The organism is Burkholderia sp. HI4860 (assembly GCF_002223045.2).
Classification (GTDB): Bacteria; Pseudomonadota; Gammaproteobacteria; order Burkholderiales; family Burkholderiaceae; genus Burkholderia.
In genome coordinates, this window is record NZ_NKFO02000001.1 from 1,643,208 (window position 1) to 1,662,632 (window position 19,425).

Consider the following 19,425-nt stretch of genomic DNA (forward strand, 5'->3'; position numbering starts at 1 on the left):
TTGGCGGTCGCATCCTGCAGTCATTCAATCAACGGAGTACCGAACATGAATGTGCTGATCGTCTATGCCCATCCCGAACCGCGTTCGCTGAACGGCGCATTGCGCGACTTCTCCGTCGCGCATCTCGAAGCGGCCGGCCACACGGTGCAGGTGACCGACCTGTATGCGATGAACTGGAAGGCGGCGTTCGACGCGGACGACGTGACCGATCGTGCGCCCGATGCGCGGTTCGATCCGTCGCTCGACTCGAAGCGCGCGTTCGCGGCGGGTACGCAAAGCGAAGACATCGCACGCGAGCAGGAGAAGCTGAAGTGGGCCGACGCGGTGATCCTGCAGTTCCCGCTGTGGTGGTTCTCGATGCCGGCGATCATGAAGGGCTGGTTCGAGCGCGTGTATGCGTGCGGCTTCGCGTACGGCGTGGGCGAGCATTCCGACACGCACTGGGGCGATCGCTATGGCGAAGGTTCGCTTGCCGGCAAGCGCGCGATGGTGATCGTCACTGCGGGCGGGTGGGAGTCGCATTACAGCCCGCGCGGCATCAACGGGCCGATCGACGACGTGCTGTTCCCGATCCAGCACGGGATGCTGTATTACCCAGGCTTCGACGTGCTGCCGCCGTTCGTGATCTACCGGACGGGGAAGATGAACGACGCGCGCTTCGACGAAACGCGCGCGGCGCTCGGCAAGCGTCTGGATGAACTGTGGACCACGCAGCCGATCCCGTTCCGCCGGCAGAACGCGGGCGATTACCAGATTCCGGCGTTGACGCTGAAGGACGAAATCGTGCCGGGGAAGGTGGGGTATGCGGTGCATCTGGCGCACGAGCATGGATGATGCATGGCCGGCCCGAGGGAGAAAGCGGCGCGCGGGCATATCGACACCTGCGCCCGAATCAAGTAGTTTCCGGAGATCGACGCGATTCGTCTGCACAATAGGCCGGCACGGCCCGTGCAGCGAATCCGTCTCGACGGAGAACAACAACGATGACTTTCGAACCACCGGGCCACGCAGAACCGATCGATGACAACCGCGCCGTCCTGCTGATCGAACTCGAAGCCGGCGGCTATCTGACGGAGGAGCAGGCGGCGCGCGTCACCCAGCGTCTGAGGGACGCACCGGCCGAGCTTCCCGACACCGATTCCCCGCGCAAAATGCTCGACTGGCTGATTGCCGAGGGCTATACGACGGCGAACGCCGAAGCGAAAGCCACGCATGAACTGCTGGACGGCCACTACGCGAGCGGCAATGCGAAAATCGTCCTGATGACGGTGCTGGAGGAGATCGATCCGCCCCGGTTCGAACAGCGTCGGAACGAAACGATCGCATCGATGCAGCGTGAGCAAAAGAAGAAGCAGATGCTGATCGGCTTCGGCGGCCTGGCGGCGGCGCTTGCGGTGGGCGCCTACCTGTTGTGGCCCGCATCGGCGCCCGCATGCGGCGCGTCGAGCACCACCAAGGCGCTGAATTCGCTGTTGTTCGACGCGCGCAGGGACATGATGCGCAGGAACCCGATGCAAATGCTCGACCGGGGTACCAAGTCGTTCCCGCACGTCAGCAACCCCCGTGAAGTCGGCTACGACGAGGCCAATCGGGCGCGCGGCTGCCTGGCGGACGTGAGTATCGCCGACGAGCACGCGACGCTCGGCTATGTGGTCCGGCACGACGACAAGGAAAAGAGCGCCTTTGTCGTGCAGACGTTCTCGCCCGAATACGTGACGGCTCGCTACAGTGCGCAGGGCCTCGATCCGAAACTCGGCGCACCGCTTGGCCGCGACGTCATCAGCGCGGCTTTCATGGCAGGCGTCGCGCAACTCGACAAGGACGTGTCGGCGCGCATGCCGCGCTACGGCAAGCCGAGGTTCGGCGACGACACACCGACGACGCTGACGAGCAGCGTGTTCGGTGTCATGCCGGCCGCCGACTGCAAGCCGATCGATGGCGACCGCGTGTCGTGTCCGTTGCTGATCGATTATCGCGACCGGTTGCTCGGTGCGATCGGCGCGCCGTCGATGCTGCAGTTGAAGGGCGATTTCACGTTCGTCAAGGAGGGCAGCGGCTGGAAAGCCGCCGACGATTTCGACAAGACGCTGATGGAGGCGATCGTCGCGCGACGCGTCGCGAAGGTGTATGGCGACGACGTCGCCGACAAGATGGAGGCGGAGAAGAAGTAGGCTGCGCGGCAACCCGATCGACCGCTGCGGCTGACGCAATGAAACGGGCGGCCTGCGAGGCAATCGCAGGCCGCCCGTCTTTCTTGTCAGTGCTCGACTGCTTGCTTACCGATCGTCTTCCCGCACCGAAGAAGGATGCCGGCACAGCGCCCGCACTTCCATCTCCATATACGGGAACAGCGGCAGCTGGCTCAGCACGTCATGCAGCTGCTGCGCGCTTTCGACGTCGAAGATGCTGACGTTCGCATACTGCCCGGCGATCCGCCACAGATGCCGCCAGGTCCCTTCGCTCATCAGCCGCTGGCACATCGCCTTTTCTTCCGCCTTCAGCGTGGCCGCCTTGACCGGATCCATGTCCGTCGGCAGACGGACGGTCATTTCCACATGAAACAGCATCCTGCACTCCTTGCGTAATCGGTTCGTCGAATCGGAAGGCCGCTCACGCCTGCGCGCGGGCCCGCTCGACTTCGCTGCCCGGCACGTCCGGCTTTTCCTTGAGCAGCGAGAAGTCGAAATCGATCAGCGCGAACTGCCCGTCGACGCCATACGGCTTGCCTTCCGCGCCTTCGGCCTGCTTCACCGGCGGGATCAACCCGTCGCGCGTCGCGAACGCGAAGTCGTCCCACAGGTGCGGATCGCCATCGATGTTGATCTGCGTCGTCAGCTTACGATAACCGTCCGCCGAAACGAAGAAGTGAATGTGCGCAGGGCGATGGCCGTGGCGGCCGAGCTGATCGAGCAGTTGCTCGGTCTTGCTGCCCGGCGGCACGCTGTAGCCGACCGGCAGCACGCTGCGGAAGCTGTAGCGGCCTTCGGCATCGGTACGGATCGAGCGGCGCAGGTTGAACGCGGGCTGCGACTGATCGAAGTACGAGTAGTTGCCGAGATGGTTCGCGTGCCACACCTCGACCAGCGCGTTCGCGATCGGTGCGCCGTCCTGGCCCAGCACCTGGCCGCGCATGATGAGCGTCTGGCCCGGATCGGTGCCGTCGTCGAGACGCGCATGGCCGACCGATTCCGGCGCGCCGGCCACATACAGCGGCCCTTCGATCGTGCGCGGCGTGCCGCCCTGGATGCCGGCCTTTTCCTCGGCTTCGTCCATGCGCACGTCGAGGAAGCGCTCGAGGCCGAGGCCCGCGGCGATCAGCCCGAATTCGCGGCCGGCTTCGTTCAGGTAGTTCAGCGCCGTCCAGAATTCGCTCGGCTGCACGTCGAAGTCCTCGATCGTGTAGCAGATGTCCTTCACGATCCGGTTGACGATCGCGCGCACGCGCGGGTTGCCCGGCTTCTCGGCGGCGTCGTCGAAGGTCTTCAGCAGTGCGTCGATGGCTTGCTTGTTCATCTGTGTCTCCGGTTTCGGTTGTCGTGTGGGGTCAGCGGGCGTCGCGTCGCATCCGTTCGATGCGCGCCCAGTCGAAGGTGATGCCGAGGCCGGGCGCTGCCGGCAGGTGCAGCTTGAAATCCGCGTAGCGCAGCGGCTCGACGAGGATCTCCTCGGTGAGCAGCAGCGGGCCGAACAGCTCGGTGCCCCATTTCAGCGAGTCGAACGTGCTGAACAGTTGCGCGGACGCCATCGTGCCGGCCGCGCCCTCGAGCATCGTGCCGCCGTACAGTTCGATGCCGGCCGCCGCCGCGATCGACGCGACGCTCGCCGCACCCTGCAGCCCGCCCGATTGCGCGATCTTCACCGCGAACACGTCGGCTGCGCGATCCTGCGCGAGCGCGAATGCATCGACGGGGCCGTGCAGCGCCTCGTCGGCCATGATCGGCACCTGCGCCAGTTGCGTGAGGCGTTTCAGCCCCGCGCGGTTGGTTGCCGCGATCGGCTGCTCGACCAGGCTCACGCCGGCTTCCGCCAAGCGCGCGCCGGCCCAGATCGCGTCGGTTTCGCTCCACGCCTGGTTCACGTCGACGCGCACGTCGCCGCGTTCGCCGAGCGCGCGCTTGATCGCGATCACGTGTGCGACGTCGTCGGCCACCGCGTTCGAGCCGATCTTCAGCTTGAACGCACGGTGGCGGCGCGCGTCGAGCATCGCCTCGGCTTCCGCGATGTCGCGCTGCGTGTCGCCGCTCGCGAGCGTCCAGGCGACCTCGACCGCATCGGTCCGGCGGCCGCCGAACAGTTCCGACAGCGGCACGCCGAGGCGGCGCGCCTGCGCGTCGAACAGCGCGGTTTCGATCGCGCACTTCGCGAAGCGGTTGCCCTGGAACAGCTTGCGGGCGCGCGCCAGCGCAGCGCCCGGGCGGGTCGCGTCCATGCCCTGCAGCAGCGGTGCGAAGTAGGTGTCGATGTTGACCTTGATGCTTTCGGGGCTTTCCTCGCCGTACGCGAGACCGCCGATGGTGGTCGCCTCGCCGACGCCTTCGATACCGTCCGTGCATCGAATACGCACCAGCACGAGGGTCTGACAGTTCATCGTCGCGACCGATAATTTGTGGGGCCGGATCGTCGGAACGTCGACGAGCAGCGTCTCGATGCGTTCGATGGTGGCGGCAGTTGCTATCATGCGATTCCTCCTGTTGGTGCACATGGTAGGAATTCCCGCCCCGCGTCGTCCAACACTCTTTCCGACTACTTCCATACCTTTGAGGCATGAAATGGAATTGCGTCAGCTCCGCTACTTCATCGCCGTCGCCGAGGAAATGAACATCACGCGGGCGGCGGAGCGGCTGCACATGACGCAGCCGCCGCTCAGCCGCCAGCTCCAGGCGATCGAGGACGAAATCGGACTGCCGCTGTTCGAGCGCGGCGCGCGGCCGCTGAAACTGACGGATGCGGGGCGCGTGTTCTATGCGCAGGCGAAGCGCCTCGTCGACCAGGCCGACGAGCTCGGCCCGCTGACGCGGCGGCTCGCGCAGCTGTCGGAGCGGATCGTGATCGGCTTCGTGCCGTCGACGCTGTACGGCGCGCTGCCGGACGTGATCCGCGCGTTTCGCGAGGCGCAGCCGGACGTCGAGTTGTCGCTGATCGAAATGTTCACGCTCGAGCAACTCGGCGCGCTGAAGGGCGGGCGGATCGACGTGGGCTTCGGCCGGCTGCGCTTCGACGACGACCAGCTGGTGCGCGAGGCGCTGATCGAGGAAAAGCTGATCGCGGCGCTGCCGGTCGGGCATCGGCTCGCCGATCCGGCCCGGCCGCTGACGCTCGCGGACATCGCGAACGAGACGCTGATCGTCTATCCGAGCACGCCGCGGCCGAGCTTCGCCGATCAGCAGCTGTCGGCGTTGCGCGACGGCGCGCTGGTGCCGGCGGCCGTTCACGAGGTGCGCGAGCTGCAGACGGCGCTCGGGCTGGTGGCCGCGCAGGTCGGCGTGTCGCTGGTGCCGGAGAGCGTGGAGGGCGTGCGCGTAAAGGGTGTGGTCTACCGGCGGTTGCCGGAGCCGGCCGCGACGTCGCCGATCATCATGAGCCGCCGGCTGCACGGCGAAAGCGCGGCGACGGCCGCGTTTTGCGCGATTGCGCGGGCGATGATCGGGCCCGTGGGGTGACGGTTGTCATCGTCGCTATAAATCGCAACTAACGGTCTGTTTCGGCAGCGACTGGCAGATGCGGAGAGGGCGCCGTGCTGTCGTGCGAGCGCTTTGCCGGTGACGCAAGCCACCGGCCGCGCGAGCATGCGCGACGACGTTACCGCTTCCCGTCGAGCGTTTCCGAAGGCGATTCCCCGAACTTCTCCCGATACGCGATCGCGAACCGCCCCAGATGCGTAAACCCGCAATCGAGCGCGACATCGGCGATCCGCCGGTCGGACACCGCGCCGCGCAGCAGCTCGCGCGCGTGGTCGAGCCGCGTCGCGCGCAGGTATTGCATCGGGCTCATCCCGCGGAACTGCAGGAACGCATCGCGCAGCGTCCGCTCCGGCACATTGGCGGCCTGGACGATATCGGCGAGTTGCAGCGGTTGCGCGTAGTGCGCGTTCACAAACTCCTGCGCGCGCCGCACGAAGCCCGGCGCCGGGTCGCGGTGCGACGCCTGCAGCACGGACGGCGGGTGGCCTTCGATCAACAGGTCGATCAGCAGGTGCTCGAGCTGTGAGGCGACACGCGGGTTCGCGTTCGCGCGTTCGAGCAGTTCGGGCGAGCGGGCGACGAGCATCAGTTGCTGGCGCCACGCGGCGAGCGCCGCGTCGCTGACATGCAGCACGGGATCGAGCGTCGCGCGGGGGTCGCCGGTCAGCGAGCCGACGGTCGCCGCGTCGATGCGCAGCACGAACTGCTCGCAATCGGCGGACAGCACCGCGTCGAAGCGTTCGCCGGGCGCACACAGCACGCCGGTCTGGCCATCGACGCCGAGCTGCCGCCCCATCGCGCGCACCTCGGCCTGGCCGGACAGGCAGAACATCAGCAGGTAGTAGCCGTCGACCGCGTCGACCTGCACGCGCATCGCGTCGCCGAACGCGATCGTGCCGATCCCGAGCCCGCCGAGCCTGACGAAATCCATGTGCGACGCGCCGCGCGTGCGACCGTTCGGCAACAGCGCATGCGGCTGCATCACGCGCGAGATCCGCTCGCGCGTCTCGTCGAGATCGCGGGATTCGAACAGCCGGTGCGCGCGCAGCGCGAGCGGCTCGAACGACGTTGGGGACATGGGCATCAGCCTTGGTGTGGACGGCGTGCGCGTCGATCCGATCAATGGGTCGCGATCGTGCGCCGGGTCGTGTGTGCCGTCATGCTAGCGCAGAAATCCGCCGAAAGTGGATATTGCGCTGCCGCAATCGCACTTTCCGGATAGACGGCGAATATTAGCTTTTCAAAAATCGGCTCCATGCATTCAACGCAACGGATCGACAAGGAGTCCGACATGGAGCAGACAGAATCGCCCGTCGTTTTCGCCGCGCGCGACGACGCGTCCGACGTGAGCTTTCCGCACGACGACGGCTCGCGCGTGCCGTACAAGGTGTTCAGCTCGCGCGCGGTCTACGATCGCGAGCAGGAACGCATCTTCCGCGGCCCGACGTGGAACTTCGTCGCGCTGGAAGCGGAAATCCCGAACGCCGGCGACTTCAAGAGCACGTTCGTCGGCGACACGCCGGTGGTCGTCACGCGTACCGAGGACGGCACGCTGTCCGCGTGGGTGAACCGCTGCGCGCACCGCGGCGCGCAGGTGTGCCGCAAGTCGCGCGGCAACGCGAGCTCGCACACGTGCGTCTATCACCAGTGGAGCTTCGACAATTCGGGCAACCTGCTCGGCGTGCCGTTCCGGCGCGGCCAGAAGGGGATGTCCGGGATGCCGGCCGACTTCGACCCGAAGCAGCACGGGCTGCGCAAGCTGCGCGTCGACAGCTATCGAGGGCTCGTGTTCGCGACCTTCAGCGACGACGTGATGCCGCTGCCCGACTATCTCGGCGAGCAGATGCGCCCGTGGATCGACCGGATCTTCCACAAGCCAATCGAGTATCTCGGCTGCACGCGCCAGTATTCGAAGTCGAACTGGAAGCTGTACATGGAGAACGTGAAGGACCCGTATCACGCGAGCATGCTGCACCTGTTCCATACGACCTTCAACATCTTCCGCGTGGGGATGAAGGCGCGCTCGATTCCGGATGCGAACCACGGGCTGCACAGCATCATCACGGTGACGAAGACGGGCGACGACACGTCGGCCGCGTACAAGCAGCAGAACATCCGCTCGTTCGACGAAGGCTTTCATCTGGAAGACGAATCGATTCTCGACCTCGTGTCGGAATACGACGAGGACTGCACGAACCATATCCAGCCGATCTTCCCGCAGCTCGTGATCCAGCAGATCCACAACACGCTGGTCGCACGGCAGATCCTGCCGAAAGGCCCCGACAACTTCGAGCTGATCTTCCACTTCTTCGGCTACGCGGACGATACGCCCGAGCTGCGCGCGCTGCGCATCAAGCAGGCGAACCTCGTCGGGCCGGCCGGCTACATCTCGATGGAGGACACGGAGGCGACCGAGCTCGTGCAGCGCGGCACGGTGCGCGACGGCGACGCGACGTCGGTGATCGAGATGTCGCGCGGCAATCCGGACCAGCAGGACACGGTGATCACCGAGAGCCTGATCCGCAAGTTCTGGGTCGGCTACCAGAAGCTGATGGGCTATTGAAGCGGGAGCGCGGAACGATGGAAAACCTGACGGAAGACATGAAGACGTGGTTCGAGATTTACATGCTCCAGAACCGCTATATCGGGCACCTCGACAACGACCGGCTCGAAGCCTGGCCGACGATGTTCACCGAGGATTGCACGTACGAAATCGTGCCGAAGGAGAACGCCGACCTCGGGCTGCCGGTCGGGATCGTCCACTGCACGAACCAGCGGATGCTGCGCGACCGCGTGGTGTCGCTGCGGCACGCGAACATCTACGAAGAGCATACGTACCGGCACATGACGTCGGGCCTGACGATCGTCGCGGAACGCGACGGCGAGATCGACACCGAGAGCAACTACGTCGTCGTGCAGACGCGCAGCAACGGCGAGTCGAACGTGTACCAGGCCGGCAAGTACTACGACACGGTCGTGCGCACGCCGGACGGGCTGCGCTACAAGACCAAGCGGGTGATCTACGACACGTCGCGCGTGCAGACACTGCTCGCCACCCCGATCTGATACGGAAGCAAGGAACTGACATGACCGAAGCAACGCTCGCCGAGTGGCATCCGCTCGGCGCTTTCGACGAATTCTCCGAAGACGAACCGGCCGCGCGCGTCGCCGGCCAGAAGCCGATCGCCGTGTTCCGGATCGGCGACGAACTGTTCGCGATGCACGACCTCTGCACGCACGGCCACGCGAGGCTGTCCGAAGGCTATGTGGAGGATGGCTGCGTCGAATGCCCGCTGCACCAGGGGCTGATCGACATCCGCACCGGCGCACCGAAATGCGCGCCGATCACGGAGCCGGTGCGGACCTATCCGATCCGGATCGTCGACGGGCAGGTGGAAGTCAATGTCGGCTGATCCGTTCGTGATCGTCGGCGCCGGGCATGCCGCGCGGCGCACGGCCGAAGCGCTGCGCGAGCGCGACGCGGCGGCGCGCATCGTGATGATCGGCGCGGAGCGCGCGCTGCCGTACGACCGACCTGCGCTGTCGAAAGATGCGCTGTTGACGGACGGCGGCGAGCAGCGTGCGTTCGTGCGCGACGCGGCGTGGTACGACGCGCAGCGCATCGAGTTGCGGCTGGGTACGCGTGTCGATGCGATCGAACGCGATGCGCAGCGCGTGCGGCTCGACGACGGCACGACGCTGGCTTATGCGCGGCTCGTGCTCGCGACGGGTTCGCGGGTGCGCATGTTCGGTGGTGAGATCGACGCAGGCGTCACGCCGCATTACGTCCGCACGGTCGACGATGCACGTGCGTTGCGTGCGCAGCTTGTGCCGGGCCGCCGCGTGGCGGTGCTTGGCGGCGGGTTCATCGGGCTGGAGGTCGCGGCGGCGGCGCGCCAGCTCGGGTGTGACGTGACGGTGATCGATCCGGCGCCGCGCCTGCTGCAACGTGCGTTGCCGGAAGTGGTCGGTGCGTATGCGCATCGGTTGCACGACGCGCGGGGCGTGGTCTTCCAGATGACGACGCTGCCGCGCGCGATCCGGCGCGCCCCGGGCGGCGCAATCGTCGAGACAGATCGTGGCGACGTGCCGGCCGATCTCGTCGTGGTCGGCATCGGTGTGGTGCCGAATGTCGAGCTGGCGCAGGCGGCGGGGCTCGATGTCGACAACGGGATTCGCGTCGACGCGGGCTGCCGCACGGTCGATCCCGCGATCTTCGCGGCGGGCGAGGTGACGATGCACTTCAATCCGTTGCTCGGGCGTCACGTTCGGATCGAATCGTGGCAGGTGGCCGAGAACCAGCCGGCGGTTGCGGCCGCGAACCTGCTCGGCGCGGACGAGACCTATGCCGAGCTGCCGTGGCTCTGGTCGGATCAGTACGACTGCAACCTGCAGATGCTTGGGCTGTTCGGCAGCGAGCGCACGATCGTCGTGCGCGGCGATCCGGCGAATGGGGCGTTCACGGTGTTCGGGCTGGGGGATGACGGCAGGATCGTCGCGGTGGCGGCGGCGAACCTGGGGCGCGACATCGGCGCATCGCGCCGGTTGATCGCGGCCGGGGCGGTGCCGGACCCGGTGAAGCTTGCGGATCCGGCGGTGAACCTGAAGACGTTCATGTAGCGGGCGCTCGGTCGTCCGGCCCGGCATGCGGTAACGATGCCGGCCGGCGCCGTGTGCAATCCGCCGATCCGATCCGGTGGCGTCCGGCACGCTCGACGCGTGTCGCAATGTTTGTCGGCAGCCCCGCAACCGGTGCATATTAGCGGCATCGTTCGCCCGACCCGTTGCCCATGACGCCAGACAAAGCCCTCGAACTGAAACGCAGCAAGCGCCGTGCCCTGTGGCTGTTGCTGGCCGCCGTCGCGGTGTTCGTCACGACGATTCTGCTGCCGCGCGGCCCGTGGGTCGACGGCGTCAAGGCCGTGGCCGAAGCCGCGATGGTCGGCGCGCTCGCCGACTGGTTCGCGGTCGTCGCGCTGTTTCGCCGCGTGCCGATCCCGTTCGTGTCGCGCCACACCGAGATCATTCCGAAGAACAAGGACAAGATCGCCGACAACCTCGCGGTGTTCGTGCGCGAGAAATTCCTCGGCCCCGACGCACTCGCCGCGCAGATTCGCCAACACGACCCCGCGCAGAAACTCGGCGCGTGGCTCGGCGAGCCGGCGAACACGGAGGCGCTCGGCGGCTATGTGACGAAGCTGATGAGTTTCGCGCTCGACATGACCGACGACGCGCGGATTCAGTCGTTCGTCCACGACGCGTTTCGCGCGGTGATCGACCGGGTCGACCTGTCGCAATCGGCCGGCGCGATCCTCGACACGCTGACGAAGGACGGCCGCCACCAGGCGCTGCTCGACGATGCGATCGAACAGGTGGTCGACGTGCTCGACAAGGAGGAGAACCGCGAGGTGATCGCGGGCTTCATCGTCGAATGGCTGAAGACGCAGTACCCGAAGGTCGAGAAGATCATGCCGACGCAGTGGTTCGGCGAGAACGGCGCGCGGATGCTCGCGAGCGCGGTGAGCCGCGTGCTGGAGGGCGTGGCAGCCGATCCCGAGCACGAGCTGCGGCAACGTTTCGACCGGACGGTTCTGCGCTTGACCGAGCGGTTGAAGCACGATCCCGCGTTCATCGAGAAGGGCGAGGAGATCAAGCGCTATATCCGCGACGGCGCTGCGTTCAACGACTATGTGCGCGACCTGTGGGATCAGTTGCGCGCGTGGCTGAAGGCCGATCTCGCGCGCCCCGATTCGGCGCTGCACCGGCAGGCCGCGATGCTCGGCGGCTGGCTCGGTGCGCGGCTCGCGGAGAGCCCGGCATTGCGTGCGTCGCTGAATGAGCACGTTGAGAAGGCCGTGCACGAGATGGCGCCGGATTTCGCGGATTTCCTGATGCGCCACATCCGCGACACGGTGCGCAACTGGGATGCGCGCGAGATGTCGCGGCAGATCGAGCTGAACATCGGCAAGGATCTGCAATACATCCGCATCAACGGCACGCTGGTCGGCGGGCTGATCGGGCTCGGGTTGTATCTGGTGTCGCTGGTGCCGCGCTGGGCGGCCGGCTGGCTGCACTGACACGGCCACGGCCACGGGTATCGCGCCGCGGGCGGGACGGGCCGCGCCCGCGCATCAGGCGTGCGCTTTCGAGCCGTGCAGTTGCAGGCCGAGCGCCTTGATGACCTTCAGGATCGTGCCGAAGCTCGGGTTGCCGTCGTGCGACAGTGCCTTGTACAGCCCTTCGCGCGACAGGCCCGCATCGCGCGCGACCTGCGACATGCCGCGTGCCCGCGCGATCACGCCGAGCGCATGCGCGATGAAGGCCGGATCGTCACCGGCTTCCTGCAGGCACGCTTCGAAGTAGTCGGCCATGTCGTCTTCGGTTTTCAGATGATCGGCCGAATCCCACGGCCGGGTGCGGATCTTGTCCATCGGTTACTCCATGTCGAGATGCGCGAGCATCGCGTGCGCGGCGCGGATGTCGGCCTGTTGCGTCGATTTATCGCCGCCGCAGAGCAGGATGACCCAGATCGTTCCGCGCCGGACGTAGTAGACGCGATAGCCTGGGCCGTGGTCGATCCGCATCTCGACAATCGGCGAGCCGGCGGACTTCCAGTCGCCCGGATTGCCCATCGAGAGGCGGTCGATGCGTGCCTGGATGCGGCGCTTCGCGACGCGATCCGGCAGGCCGGCAAACCAGGCGTCGAAGACGTCGGTGGTCCGGATGCTGAACGTAGGCGCACTGTAGGGCATGGATTGCAGTGTGTCAACCATGGTTCACATGTCTGAGGGGTTGAGTTTCATTGCCGCTACGGTAGTGCCGTGCGCTTCGTTTGCGTGCTGATTGGCCGTTCGGCCGAAGTCGGGATCGTCCGAATCCGTCTACAATCAAAAACGTCCTTGCCGCCCGTGCGTGTTTGCCGCGCGCGGGCGGATCCGTTTGTCCTCCGGTATCCGGAGGCGCCGCCGTGGAGCGCGTGCTACGCGGCGGGCAGTGCCGTGGTTTGTGTCCAGTAGGTAAAGCGTCCGCGCGCCGTAGGCCGGCGCGCGTTCTGAACGCTGCGTGTCCGTAGGCCGGGCAGGCGGCATCAACCGAGAGTCCCCCATGAAAGCATCGGATCTGTTCGTGAAGGCGCTGGAAGCCGAAGGCGTCGAGTACGTGTTCGGCATTCCCGGCGAGGAAAACCTCGATCTGCTCGAATCGCTGCGGCGATCGAAGATCAAGCTCGTGCTGACCCGGCACGAGCAGGCGGCCGGGTTCATGGCCGCCACCTACGGCCGCCTGACGGGCCGCACCGGCGTGTGTATCGCCACGCTCGGGCCCGGCGCGACGAACTTCGTGACGGCCGCCGCGTATGCGCAGCTCGGCGGCATGCCGATGCTGATGATCACCGGGCAGAAGCCGATCAAGTCCAGCAAGCAAGGCCACTTCCAGATCGTCGACGTGGTCGACATGATGCAGCCGCTCACGAAGTTCACGCGGCAGATCGTGTCGATCGGCAACATCCCGTCGGCCGTGCGCGAGGCGTTCCGCCGCGCGGAGGAAGAGCGCCCGGGCGCCGCGCACCTCGAGCTGCCGGAAGACATCGCGCACGAGGAGGGCGACGGCAAGCCGATCCCGCGCAGCTACAGCCGGCGGCCGGTGGCCGAGGAGAAGGCGGTCGCGCACGCGGTCGACGCGATCCAGGCCGCGCGCCATCCGCTCCTGATGATCGGCGCGGGCGGCAACCGCAAGACCACCTGCAAGATGCTGCTCGAATTCGTCGACAAGACGGGCATCCCGTTCTTCACGACGCAGATGGGCAAGGGCGTGATCGACGAGACGCACCCGCTGTGGCTCGGCAACGCGACGCTGTCCGACGGCGATTTCGTGCACCGCGCGATCGAGCATGCGGACTGCATCATCAACGTCGGCCACGACGTGATCGAGAAGCCGCCGTTCTTCATGCGTACCGACGACAAGACCGTGATCCACGTGAACTTCCTCGGCGCGCAGGTCGATCCCGTCTACTTCCCGCAGATCGAGGTGGTCGGCGATATCGCGAACGCGGTGTGGCAGATGAAGGAGGCGGTGACGCCGCAATCGCACTGGGATTTCGAGCGCTTCCGGATGATCAAGGCGCATTTCGACGCGCATCTTGAGAAGGGCCAGCACGATCCGCGCTTCCCGATGTACCCGGTGCGGATCGTCAACGATCTGTACAACGCGATGCCGGTCGACGGCATCGTCTGTCTCGACAACGGGATGTACAAGATCTGGTTCGCGCGCTACTGGCGCGCGCACGAGCCGAATTCGCTGCTGCTCGACAACGCGCTCGCGTCGATGGGCGCGGGCCTGCCGTCGGCGATCGCGACGAAGATCGTGCATCCGCAGCGCAAGGTGATCGCCGTGTGCGGCGACGGCGGTTTCATGATGAATTCGCAGGAGCTCGAAACGGCCGTGCGGCTGAAGCTCGACCTCGTCGTGATGATCCTGCGCGACGACGCGTTCGGGATGATCCGCTGGAAGCAGGAGAACATGAATTTCCCCGATTTCGCGATGACGCTGCAGAACCCCGATTTCGTCGCGTATGCGCAAAGCTACGGTGCGCACGGGCATCGCGTCGAATCGGCCGACGATCTCGAGCCGCTGCTGCGCGAGTGTTTCTCGTCGCCGGGCGTGCACGTAATCGACGTGCCGATCGACTATTCGGACAACGAGCGCGTGCTGAACCGCGAGATCAAGCGCCTGTCGGCACAACTCTGAATGTCACGTTCACAGGAAGGAGTCGTTCCATGTTGAAGGAAACCTATCCGTACTACCTCGCCAACGAAGCCGTCTACGCGAACACCGATCTGGAGGTGACCGACAAGTTCAGCGGCAAGGTCGCGACGCGCGTCGCGCTGGCCGACGCGAAGGCCATCGACGCGGCGATCGGTGCGGCGGTCGATGCCGCGAAGCCGATGCGCGAGTTGCCGGCCTACAAGCGGCAGGCTGTGCTCGACCATTGCGTCGCGCGCTTTCGCGAGCGCTTCGACGAGCTGGCCGAGGCGCTGTGCATCGAGGCCGGCAAGCCGATCAACGATTCGAAGGGCGAAGTGACGCGGCTGATCGACACGTTCCGCGTGGCGTCCGAGGAATCGGTGCGGATCGACGGCGAGATCATCAACCTCGAGATCTCCGCGCGTGCGCAGGGCTATACGGGCTACACGAAGCGCGTGCCGGTCGGCCCGTGCTCGTTCATCTCGCCGTTCAACTTCCCGCTGAATCTCGCCGCGCACAAGGTCGCGCCCGCGCTCGCGGCCGGTTGTCCGTTCGTGCTGAAGCCGGCGAGCCGCACGCCGATCGGCGCGCTGATCATCGGCGAGGTGCTCGCGGAAACCGACTTGCCGAAGGGCGCATTCTCGGTGCTGCCCGCGCATCGTGACGGCGCCGACCTGTTCACGACCGACGAGCGGTTCAAGCTGCTGTCGTTCACGGGTTCGCCGGCGGTCGGCTGGGCGTTGAAGGAGAAGGCCGGCAAGAAGAAAGTCGTGCTGGAACTTGGCGGCAACGCGGCCGCGATCGTCGATGCGGACCAGCGCGACCAGCTCGACTACGTGGTCGAGCGCCTTGCGTTCGGCGCGTATTACCAGTCGGGCCAGAGCTGCATCGGCGTGCAGCGGATCCTCGTGCATGCCGACCTGTACGACGCGCTGCGCGACAAGCTGATCGCGAAGACGCGTTCGCTGAAGATGGGCGACCCGAAGGATCCGTCGACGTTCGTCGGCCCGATGATCTCCGAATCCGAATCGCGCCGGCTGTCGGGCTGGATGGACGCGGCCGTCGCGGCGGGCGCGAAGATCGTCGCGGGCGGCAAGGTCGATGGCGCGATGTTCGAGGCAACGCTGCTGGAAAACGTCGGGCGCGAGCAGGACCTGTACCGGAAGGAGGCATTCGGCCCCGTTGCGATCCTCGAGAAGTTCGACCGGTTCGACGAGGCGCTCGCGCGCGTGAACGACAGCGACTTCGGGCTGCAGGCCGGCGTGTTCACCGATTCGCTCGCGCATGCGCAGCGCGCGTGGGACGAGCTGGAGGTCGGCGGCGTCGTGATCAACGACGTGCCGTCGTTCCGCGTCGACAACATGCCGTACGGCGGCGTGAAGGATTCGGGCCTCGGCCGCGAAGGGATCCGCTACGCGATCGAGGACATGACCGAGCCGCGGCTGATGGTCGTGCGGCGCCGGTAACGCGCGGGCAGGCGGCGCGGCGCCGCGACGGCACGCGGGCGGGCGATCGGGCCGGCCCGCGTGCCGTTTTTCATGGTGGCGCATGTATTGGGCCGGCGCCGGGCCCGCACCGTGACCGCCTCGCGCGGCGGGCGGCCCGGGCGCGCTCGACTGCGGGCCTCGCCTCGTGATGTAATCGCGCGAAACTGCCGACCGGGGTACGACACCGGAACGCGCGAATTCATTCTTCACGAGGTCGATTCATGTCCCCCGTCTCGGCATTCAAGCTGGTTTTGTTGTCATTTCTCGCGATCGTCGCGCTCGAATGCATCGCCAAGCGGCTGCGATTGCCGCCCGCGGCCGCGCTGCTGATCGGCGGCATCGGCATCGCGTTCATTCCCGGCCTGCCGCCGATCAATCTCGATCCGGAACTGGTGTTGCTGGTGTTCCTGCCGCCGCTGCTGATGGACGGCGCGTACTTCTCGGTGTGGGAGGAGTTCAAGCGCAACGTCGGCGGCATCCTGCTGCTCGCGATCGGCGCGGTCGTGTTCACGACGTTCGCGGTCGGCTTCGCCGTGCACTGGGTGGCGCCGTCGCTGCCGTGGGCCGCGTGCTTCGCGCTTGGCGCGATCGTGTCGCCGCCCGACGCCGTGGCAGCGAAGGCCGTGCTCGAGCGCGTCGCGCTGCCGCGCCGGCTGATGGTGCTGCTCGAAGGCGAAAGCCTGCTGAACGATGCGGCCGGCCTCGTGCTGTTTCGCTTCGCGGTCGTCGCGGCGCTGTCGGGCACCTTCAGCCTCGGCCACGCGGTCGTGGGTTTCGCGGAGCTCGGGCTCGGCGGCGTGGTGGTCGGCTTCGCGGTCGGCAAGCTCGTCGTGTGGTTCCTCAAGCTGCTCGACGACGACTATCTCGTGATCACCGTCGCGGTGATCGCCGGCTGGATCGCGTATATCGCGGGAGAGATGGTCGAAGTGTCCGGCGTGATCGCCACGGTCACGGCCGGCATGATCGTCGGCTGGCATCAGCACGAGGTGTTCTCGGCGGCGGTGCGCACGCGCGGCACCGCGTTCTGGCAGGTCATCGTGTTCCTGCTCGAAGCGATGGTGTTCGTGCTGATCGGGCTGTCGCTGCGCGGCGCGATCCATCGGCTCGGCGGTTTCGAGCAGGTGCTCGCCACGATGGTGCCGCCGATGCTCGCGGTGCTGGCGGCGGTGATCGTGTCGCGCTTCGTGTGGATCTATGCGGTCGAGGCGCTGAAGTGGCCGGTGCGCGGGATCGCGCGGCGCGGCGAAGCGCCCGACTGGAAGGCCGCGACGATCATGAGCTGGGCCGGGATGCGCGGTGTCGTCACGCTGGCGATCGCGCTGTCGCTGCCCGAGGCGATGCCCGGCCGCGACGTGATCCTGGTCGCGTCGTTCGCGGTGATCCTCGTCACCGTGCTGCTGCAGGGCACGACGATCGGGCCGCTGATCCGGCTGCTGCGCATGCCGCAGGGTGAAGAACGCGCGTCGCACCACCTGACCGAGCCGCAGACGTGGGCGTACGTCGAGGCGGCGCAGCTCGCGGCGATCCAGCCGCTCGTGCGCGACGAGAACGGGGTCGTGATCCATCCGCGCCTGCTCGAGCAGTACACGTATCGCGCGGAATTGACGGAAAGGGCGAAGAACGAGCCGACGTATCCGGCTGAAGTGCGTGCCGCGCACTACGACGTCGTGCTGGCCGCGATCCGGGCCGGGCGCGCGGAACTGTTGCGCCTGCACCGTTCGGGGCGCATCCACGACGAGATGCTGCACGCGCTCGAACGCGACCTCGACCTGCAGGAAGTCTCCGCGCAGCACGCGCGCGGGTAGGGCCGCCCACCTCCGTCACATCGCCATCGAGCGGCCGGCATCAGCCGGCCCGAAGCGCGCCCGGCCCGTTCGCTGCCCGGCGCGCTTTTTTTTCTTTCGCGCGCCCGCCAACGGGGCGGATATTCATCCGGCCCTCAAATGCGGCAGTAGCCAGCCTTGCAGCGCATGCAAGCCTTATCGCGCCGGTCTCGCAAACGTTATCGTGTTCCGAATCCGGAAATGATCCGATTTAACTGTTTCCGTCTCTTTCTGCATATTTGGCAAAACTAAACCGGATTGAGATAGATGCTGTGTTCTAATTTCATTTAGAATCAGCCGGTTATGTTTATTGAGAGAAAGGATGCGGAGGTAATACGGTCGCCAACGGGGAGAAATCGGCGTCCAAAACCCTGCAAGGCGGTGCCGACAGGCCAATTCGGCGGAATCAGGCGGGGTTTTCAACCGCTGAAATAAGATAGCGTCCAAGTCTGATAAACAACTCCTATGAAAGAATCGATTGGAGAATCGGCGTTTGAAACTGTATTTATGAAAGAATCGAGCGGTGATAATGCCTCGGATTGTCTTGAATCGGGGTTATCGGTCCTTCTCGTCGACGATCAACCGTTCGTCGGCGAGGTGATCCGCCGCGCGCTGCGCAGCGAACATGACATCGACCTGCATGTTTGCACCGACGCGCACCGGGCGATGGCGGTCGCGCGTGACGTGAAGCCGACGGTCATCCTGCAGGATCTCGTGATGCCGGAGATCGACGGCCTCGATCTGGTCCGCGCGTGGCGCGCGGACGCCGGCACCGCTCGCGTGCCGATCATCGTGCTGTCCGCGAAGGAGGAGCCGATCGTCAAGCGCGAGGCGTTCATCGCCGGCGCGAACGACTATCTGGTGAAGCTCCCCGACGCGATGGAGCTGGCTGCCCGCATCCGCTATCACTCGAATTCCTACCTGATGTCCCGGCAGCGCGACGAGGCGCTCGATTTCCTGTCGCACGACATGCGTTCGCCGCAGACGTCGATCCTCGCGCTGCTCGACGTCTACCGCGCCGAGCACGGCGAGATGCCGGCGATCATGGAGCGCATTGCCGGCCATGCGCGGCGCGCGCTCGCGCTGGCCGACGGCTTCATCCACCTGACCCGCGCGCAGTCCGAGCGCCGCGCGCACGAGGTCGTGAGTCTCAACGAGATCGTGCTCGACGCCGCCGACCAGCTGTGGGAGAAGGCGGCCGGGCTCGGCAGCCGGGTTGCCGCGCACGTGCCCGATACCGAATGCGTGACGATGGGCGACCGCATGATGCTGACGCGCGCGGTCGCGAACCTGATCGACAACGGGCTGAAGTACGGCCCGGCCGGCACGGACGTGTACTGCACGCTGGGCAGCGAGGACGGCGCCTGGTTGATCGGTGTCGAGGACACCGGCGCGGGAATCGCGCCGGAGCAGCGCACGGCCGCGACCGAGTCGTTCGTGCAGCTCGAATCCGCGCACGGCGCGGCGCGCGGCGGCTTCGGCCTCGGGCTCGCGTTCGTCCGCGCGACGGCGGCGCGGCATCGCGGCCAGATCCTGATGCGCAATACGGCGCGCGGCTTCATGGTCGCGCTTCGGCTGCCGGCGCAAGCGGAGCGGTGATTTCGCGGCGCGGCCTGCCGGCGCCGCGCTGCGCGCAGACCCTGATGTGCTCGTGGCGCGCCGTCCGGCGCGCAGGCGGGTGTGGTTTTTTTT

Annotated in this window: 18 protein-coding genes; 12 read left to right on the forward strand and 6 right to left on the reverse strand. The window is 66.4% G+C overall.

What is annotated here, in order from left to right; translation table 11 throughout:
* The first annotated feature begins 45 nt into the window (after positions 1-45).
* Positions 46-834: an NAD(P)H-dependent oxidoreductase gene (locus CFB34_RS07330; protein WP_089443067.1), complete on the forward strand. Its 789-nt coding sequence runs from the start codon at positions 46-48 to the stop codon at positions 832-834.
* Between the two features lie 149 nt (positions 835-983).
* On the forward strand, positions 984-2,171 hold the full coding sequence (locus CFB34_RS07335) for a hypothetical protein (RefSeq protein ID WP_089443066.1): 1,188 nt from the start codon (positions 984-986) through the stop codon (positions 2,169-2,171).
* Between the two features lie 105 nt (positions 2,172-2,276).
* Here CFB34_RS07335 and catC read toward each other — a convergent pair whose 3' ends face one another.
* From catC to CFB34_RS07350, 3 genes are read right to left on the reverse strand one after another with little or no spacing between them, the layout of a single operon-like run.
* Positions 2,277-2,567 (reverse strand): muconolactone Delta-isomerase, encoded by a 291-nt coding sequence (gene catC / locus CFB34_RS07340; RefSeq protein WP_089443065.1) that lies wholly within the window; start codon positions 2,565-2,567, stop codon positions 2,277-2,279.
* 43 nt (positions 2,568-2,610) lie between these two features.
* Entirely contained in the window at positions 2,611-3,513 is a 903-nt protein-coding gene (gene catA / locus CFB34_RS07345) for a catechol 1,2-dioxygenase (RefSeq protein WP_089443064.1), read from the reverse strand.
* A gap of 31 nt (positions 3,514-3,544) precedes the next feature.
* Complete coding sequence (locus CFB34_RS07350) at positions 3,545-4,678, reverse strand: muconate/chloromuconate family cycloisomerase (protein WP_089443063.1); 1,134 nt, start codon at positions 4,676-4,678, stop codon at positions 3,545-3,547.
* Between the two features lie 91 nt (positions 4,679-4,769).
* On the opposite strand from CFB34_RS07350, the gene CFB34_RS07355 reads away from it, so the two are divergent.
* Positions 4,770-5,660: a LysR family transcriptional regulator gene (locus CFB34_RS07355; RefSeq protein WP_089443062.1), complete on the forward strand. Its 891-nt coding sequence runs from the start codon at positions 4,770-4,772 to the stop codon at positions 5,658-5,660.
* 139 nt (positions 5,661-5,799) lie between these two features.
* On the opposite strand, the gene andR is transcribed toward CFB34_RS07355, so the two are convergent.
* Positions 5,800-6,759, reverse strand: a complete 960-nt coding sequence (gene andR / locus CFB34_RS07360; protein ID WP_069251003.1) for an anthranilate 1,2-dioxygenase regulatory protein AndR — start codon at positions 6,757-6,759, stop codon at positions 5,800-5,802.
* 213 nt (positions 6,760-6,972) lie between these two features.
* Between andR and andAc the strand changes: the two genes are divergently transcribed.
* From andAc to CFB34_RS07385, 5 genes are all read left to right on the forward strand, one after another.
* Positions 6,973-8,244 carry an anthranilate 1,2-dioxygenase large subunit AndAc gene (andAc, locus tag CFB34_RS07365; RefSeq protein ID WP_089443061.1) on the forward strand — a complete coding sequence of 424 codons (1,272 nt, stop codon included), beginning with the start codon at positions 6,973-6,975 and terminating at the stop codon, positions 8,242-8,244.
* Positions 8,245-8,261: 17 nt separating this feature from the next.
* Positions 8,262-8,747: an anthranilate 1,2-dioxygenase small subunit AndAd gene (gene andAd, locus CFB34_RS07370; RefSeq protein WP_089443060.1), complete on the forward strand. Its 486-nt coding sequence runs from the start codon at positions 8,262-8,264 to the stop codon at positions 8,745-8,747.
* Between the two features lie 20 nt (positions 8,748-8,767).
* Positions 8,768-9,094 (forward strand): anthranilate 1,2-dioxygenase ferredoxin subunit AndAb, encoded by a 327-nt coding sequence (andAb, locus tag CFB34_RS07375; RefSeq protein WP_006479527.1) that lies wholly within the window; start codon positions 8,768-8,770, stop codon positions 9,092-9,094.
* The gene (gene andAa, locus CFB34_RS07380; RefSeq protein WP_089443059.1) at positions 9,084-10,301 is read left to right on the forward strand and encodes an anthranilate 1,2-dioxygenase system ferredoxin--NAD(+) reductase; all 1,218 of its coding nucleotides are present in this window, start codon (positions 9,084-9,086) and stop codon (positions 10,299-10,301) included. Before andAb ends, andAa begins: the two co-directional genes overlap by 11 nt.
* A gap of 170 nt (positions 10,302-10,471) precedes the next feature.
* Positions 10,472-11,758, forward strand: coding sequence for a DUF445 domain-containing protein (locus CFB34_RS07385; protein ID WP_089443058.1), 1,287 nt, complete (start codon positions 10,472-10,474; stop codon positions 11,756-11,758).
* 54 nt (positions 11,759-11,812) lie between these two features.
* Here CFB34_RS07385 and CFB34_RS07390 read toward each other — a convergent pair whose 3' ends face one another.
* Together CFB34_RS07390 and CFB34_RS07395 are read right to left on the reverse strand one after the other, a co-directional pair.
* Positions 11,813-12,112 carry an addiction module antidote protein gene (locus CFB34_RS07390; RefSeq protein ID WP_048250151.1) on the reverse strand — a complete coding sequence of 100 codons (300 nt, stop codon included), beginning with the start codon at positions 12,110-12,112 and terminating at the stop codon, positions 11,813-11,815.
* Between the two features lie 3 nt (positions 12,113-12,115).
* Positions 12,116-12,433: a type II toxin-antitoxin system RelE/ParE family toxin gene (locus tag CFB34_RS07395; RefSeq protein ID WP_347404465.1), complete on the reverse strand. Its 318-nt coding sequence runs from the start codon at positions 12,431-12,433 to the stop codon at positions 12,116-12,118.
* A 352-nt stretch (positions 12,434-12,785) separates the two neighbouring features.
* On the opposite strand from CFB34_RS07395, the gene CFB34_RS07400 reads away from it, so the two are divergent.
* From CFB34_RS07400 to CFB34_RS07415, 4 genes are all read left to right on the forward strand, one after another.
* Positions 12,786-14,426 carry an acetolactate synthase large subunit gene (locus CFB34_RS07400; RefSeq protein WP_089443056.1) on the forward strand — a complete coding sequence of 547 codons (1,641 nt, stop codon included), beginning with the start codon at positions 12,786-12,788 and terminating at the stop codon, positions 14,424-14,426.
* A gap of 29 nt (positions 14,427-14,455) precedes the next feature.
* Positions 14,456-15,889: an aldehyde dehydrogenase family protein gene (locus tag CFB34_RS07405; protein WP_089443055.1), complete on the forward strand. Its 1,434-nt coding sequence runs from the start codon at positions 14,456-14,458 to the stop codon at positions 15,887-15,889.
* 242 nt (positions 15,890-16,131) lie between these two features.
* On the forward strand, positions 16,132-17,715 hold the full coding sequence (locus CFB34_RS07410) for a Na+/H+ antiporter (RefSeq protein ID WP_089443054.1): 1,584 nt from the start codon (positions 16,132-16,134) through the stop codon (positions 17,713-17,715).
* Positions 17,716-18,198: 483 nt separating this feature from the next.
* A complete protein-coding gene (locus CFB34_RS07415) occupies positions 18,199-19,332 on the forward strand; it encodes a hybrid sensor histidine kinase/response regulator (RefSeq protein WP_089443053.1) in 1,134 nt (377 codons plus the stop codon).
* The last annotated feature ends 93 nt before the right edge of the window (positions 19,333-19,425 follow it).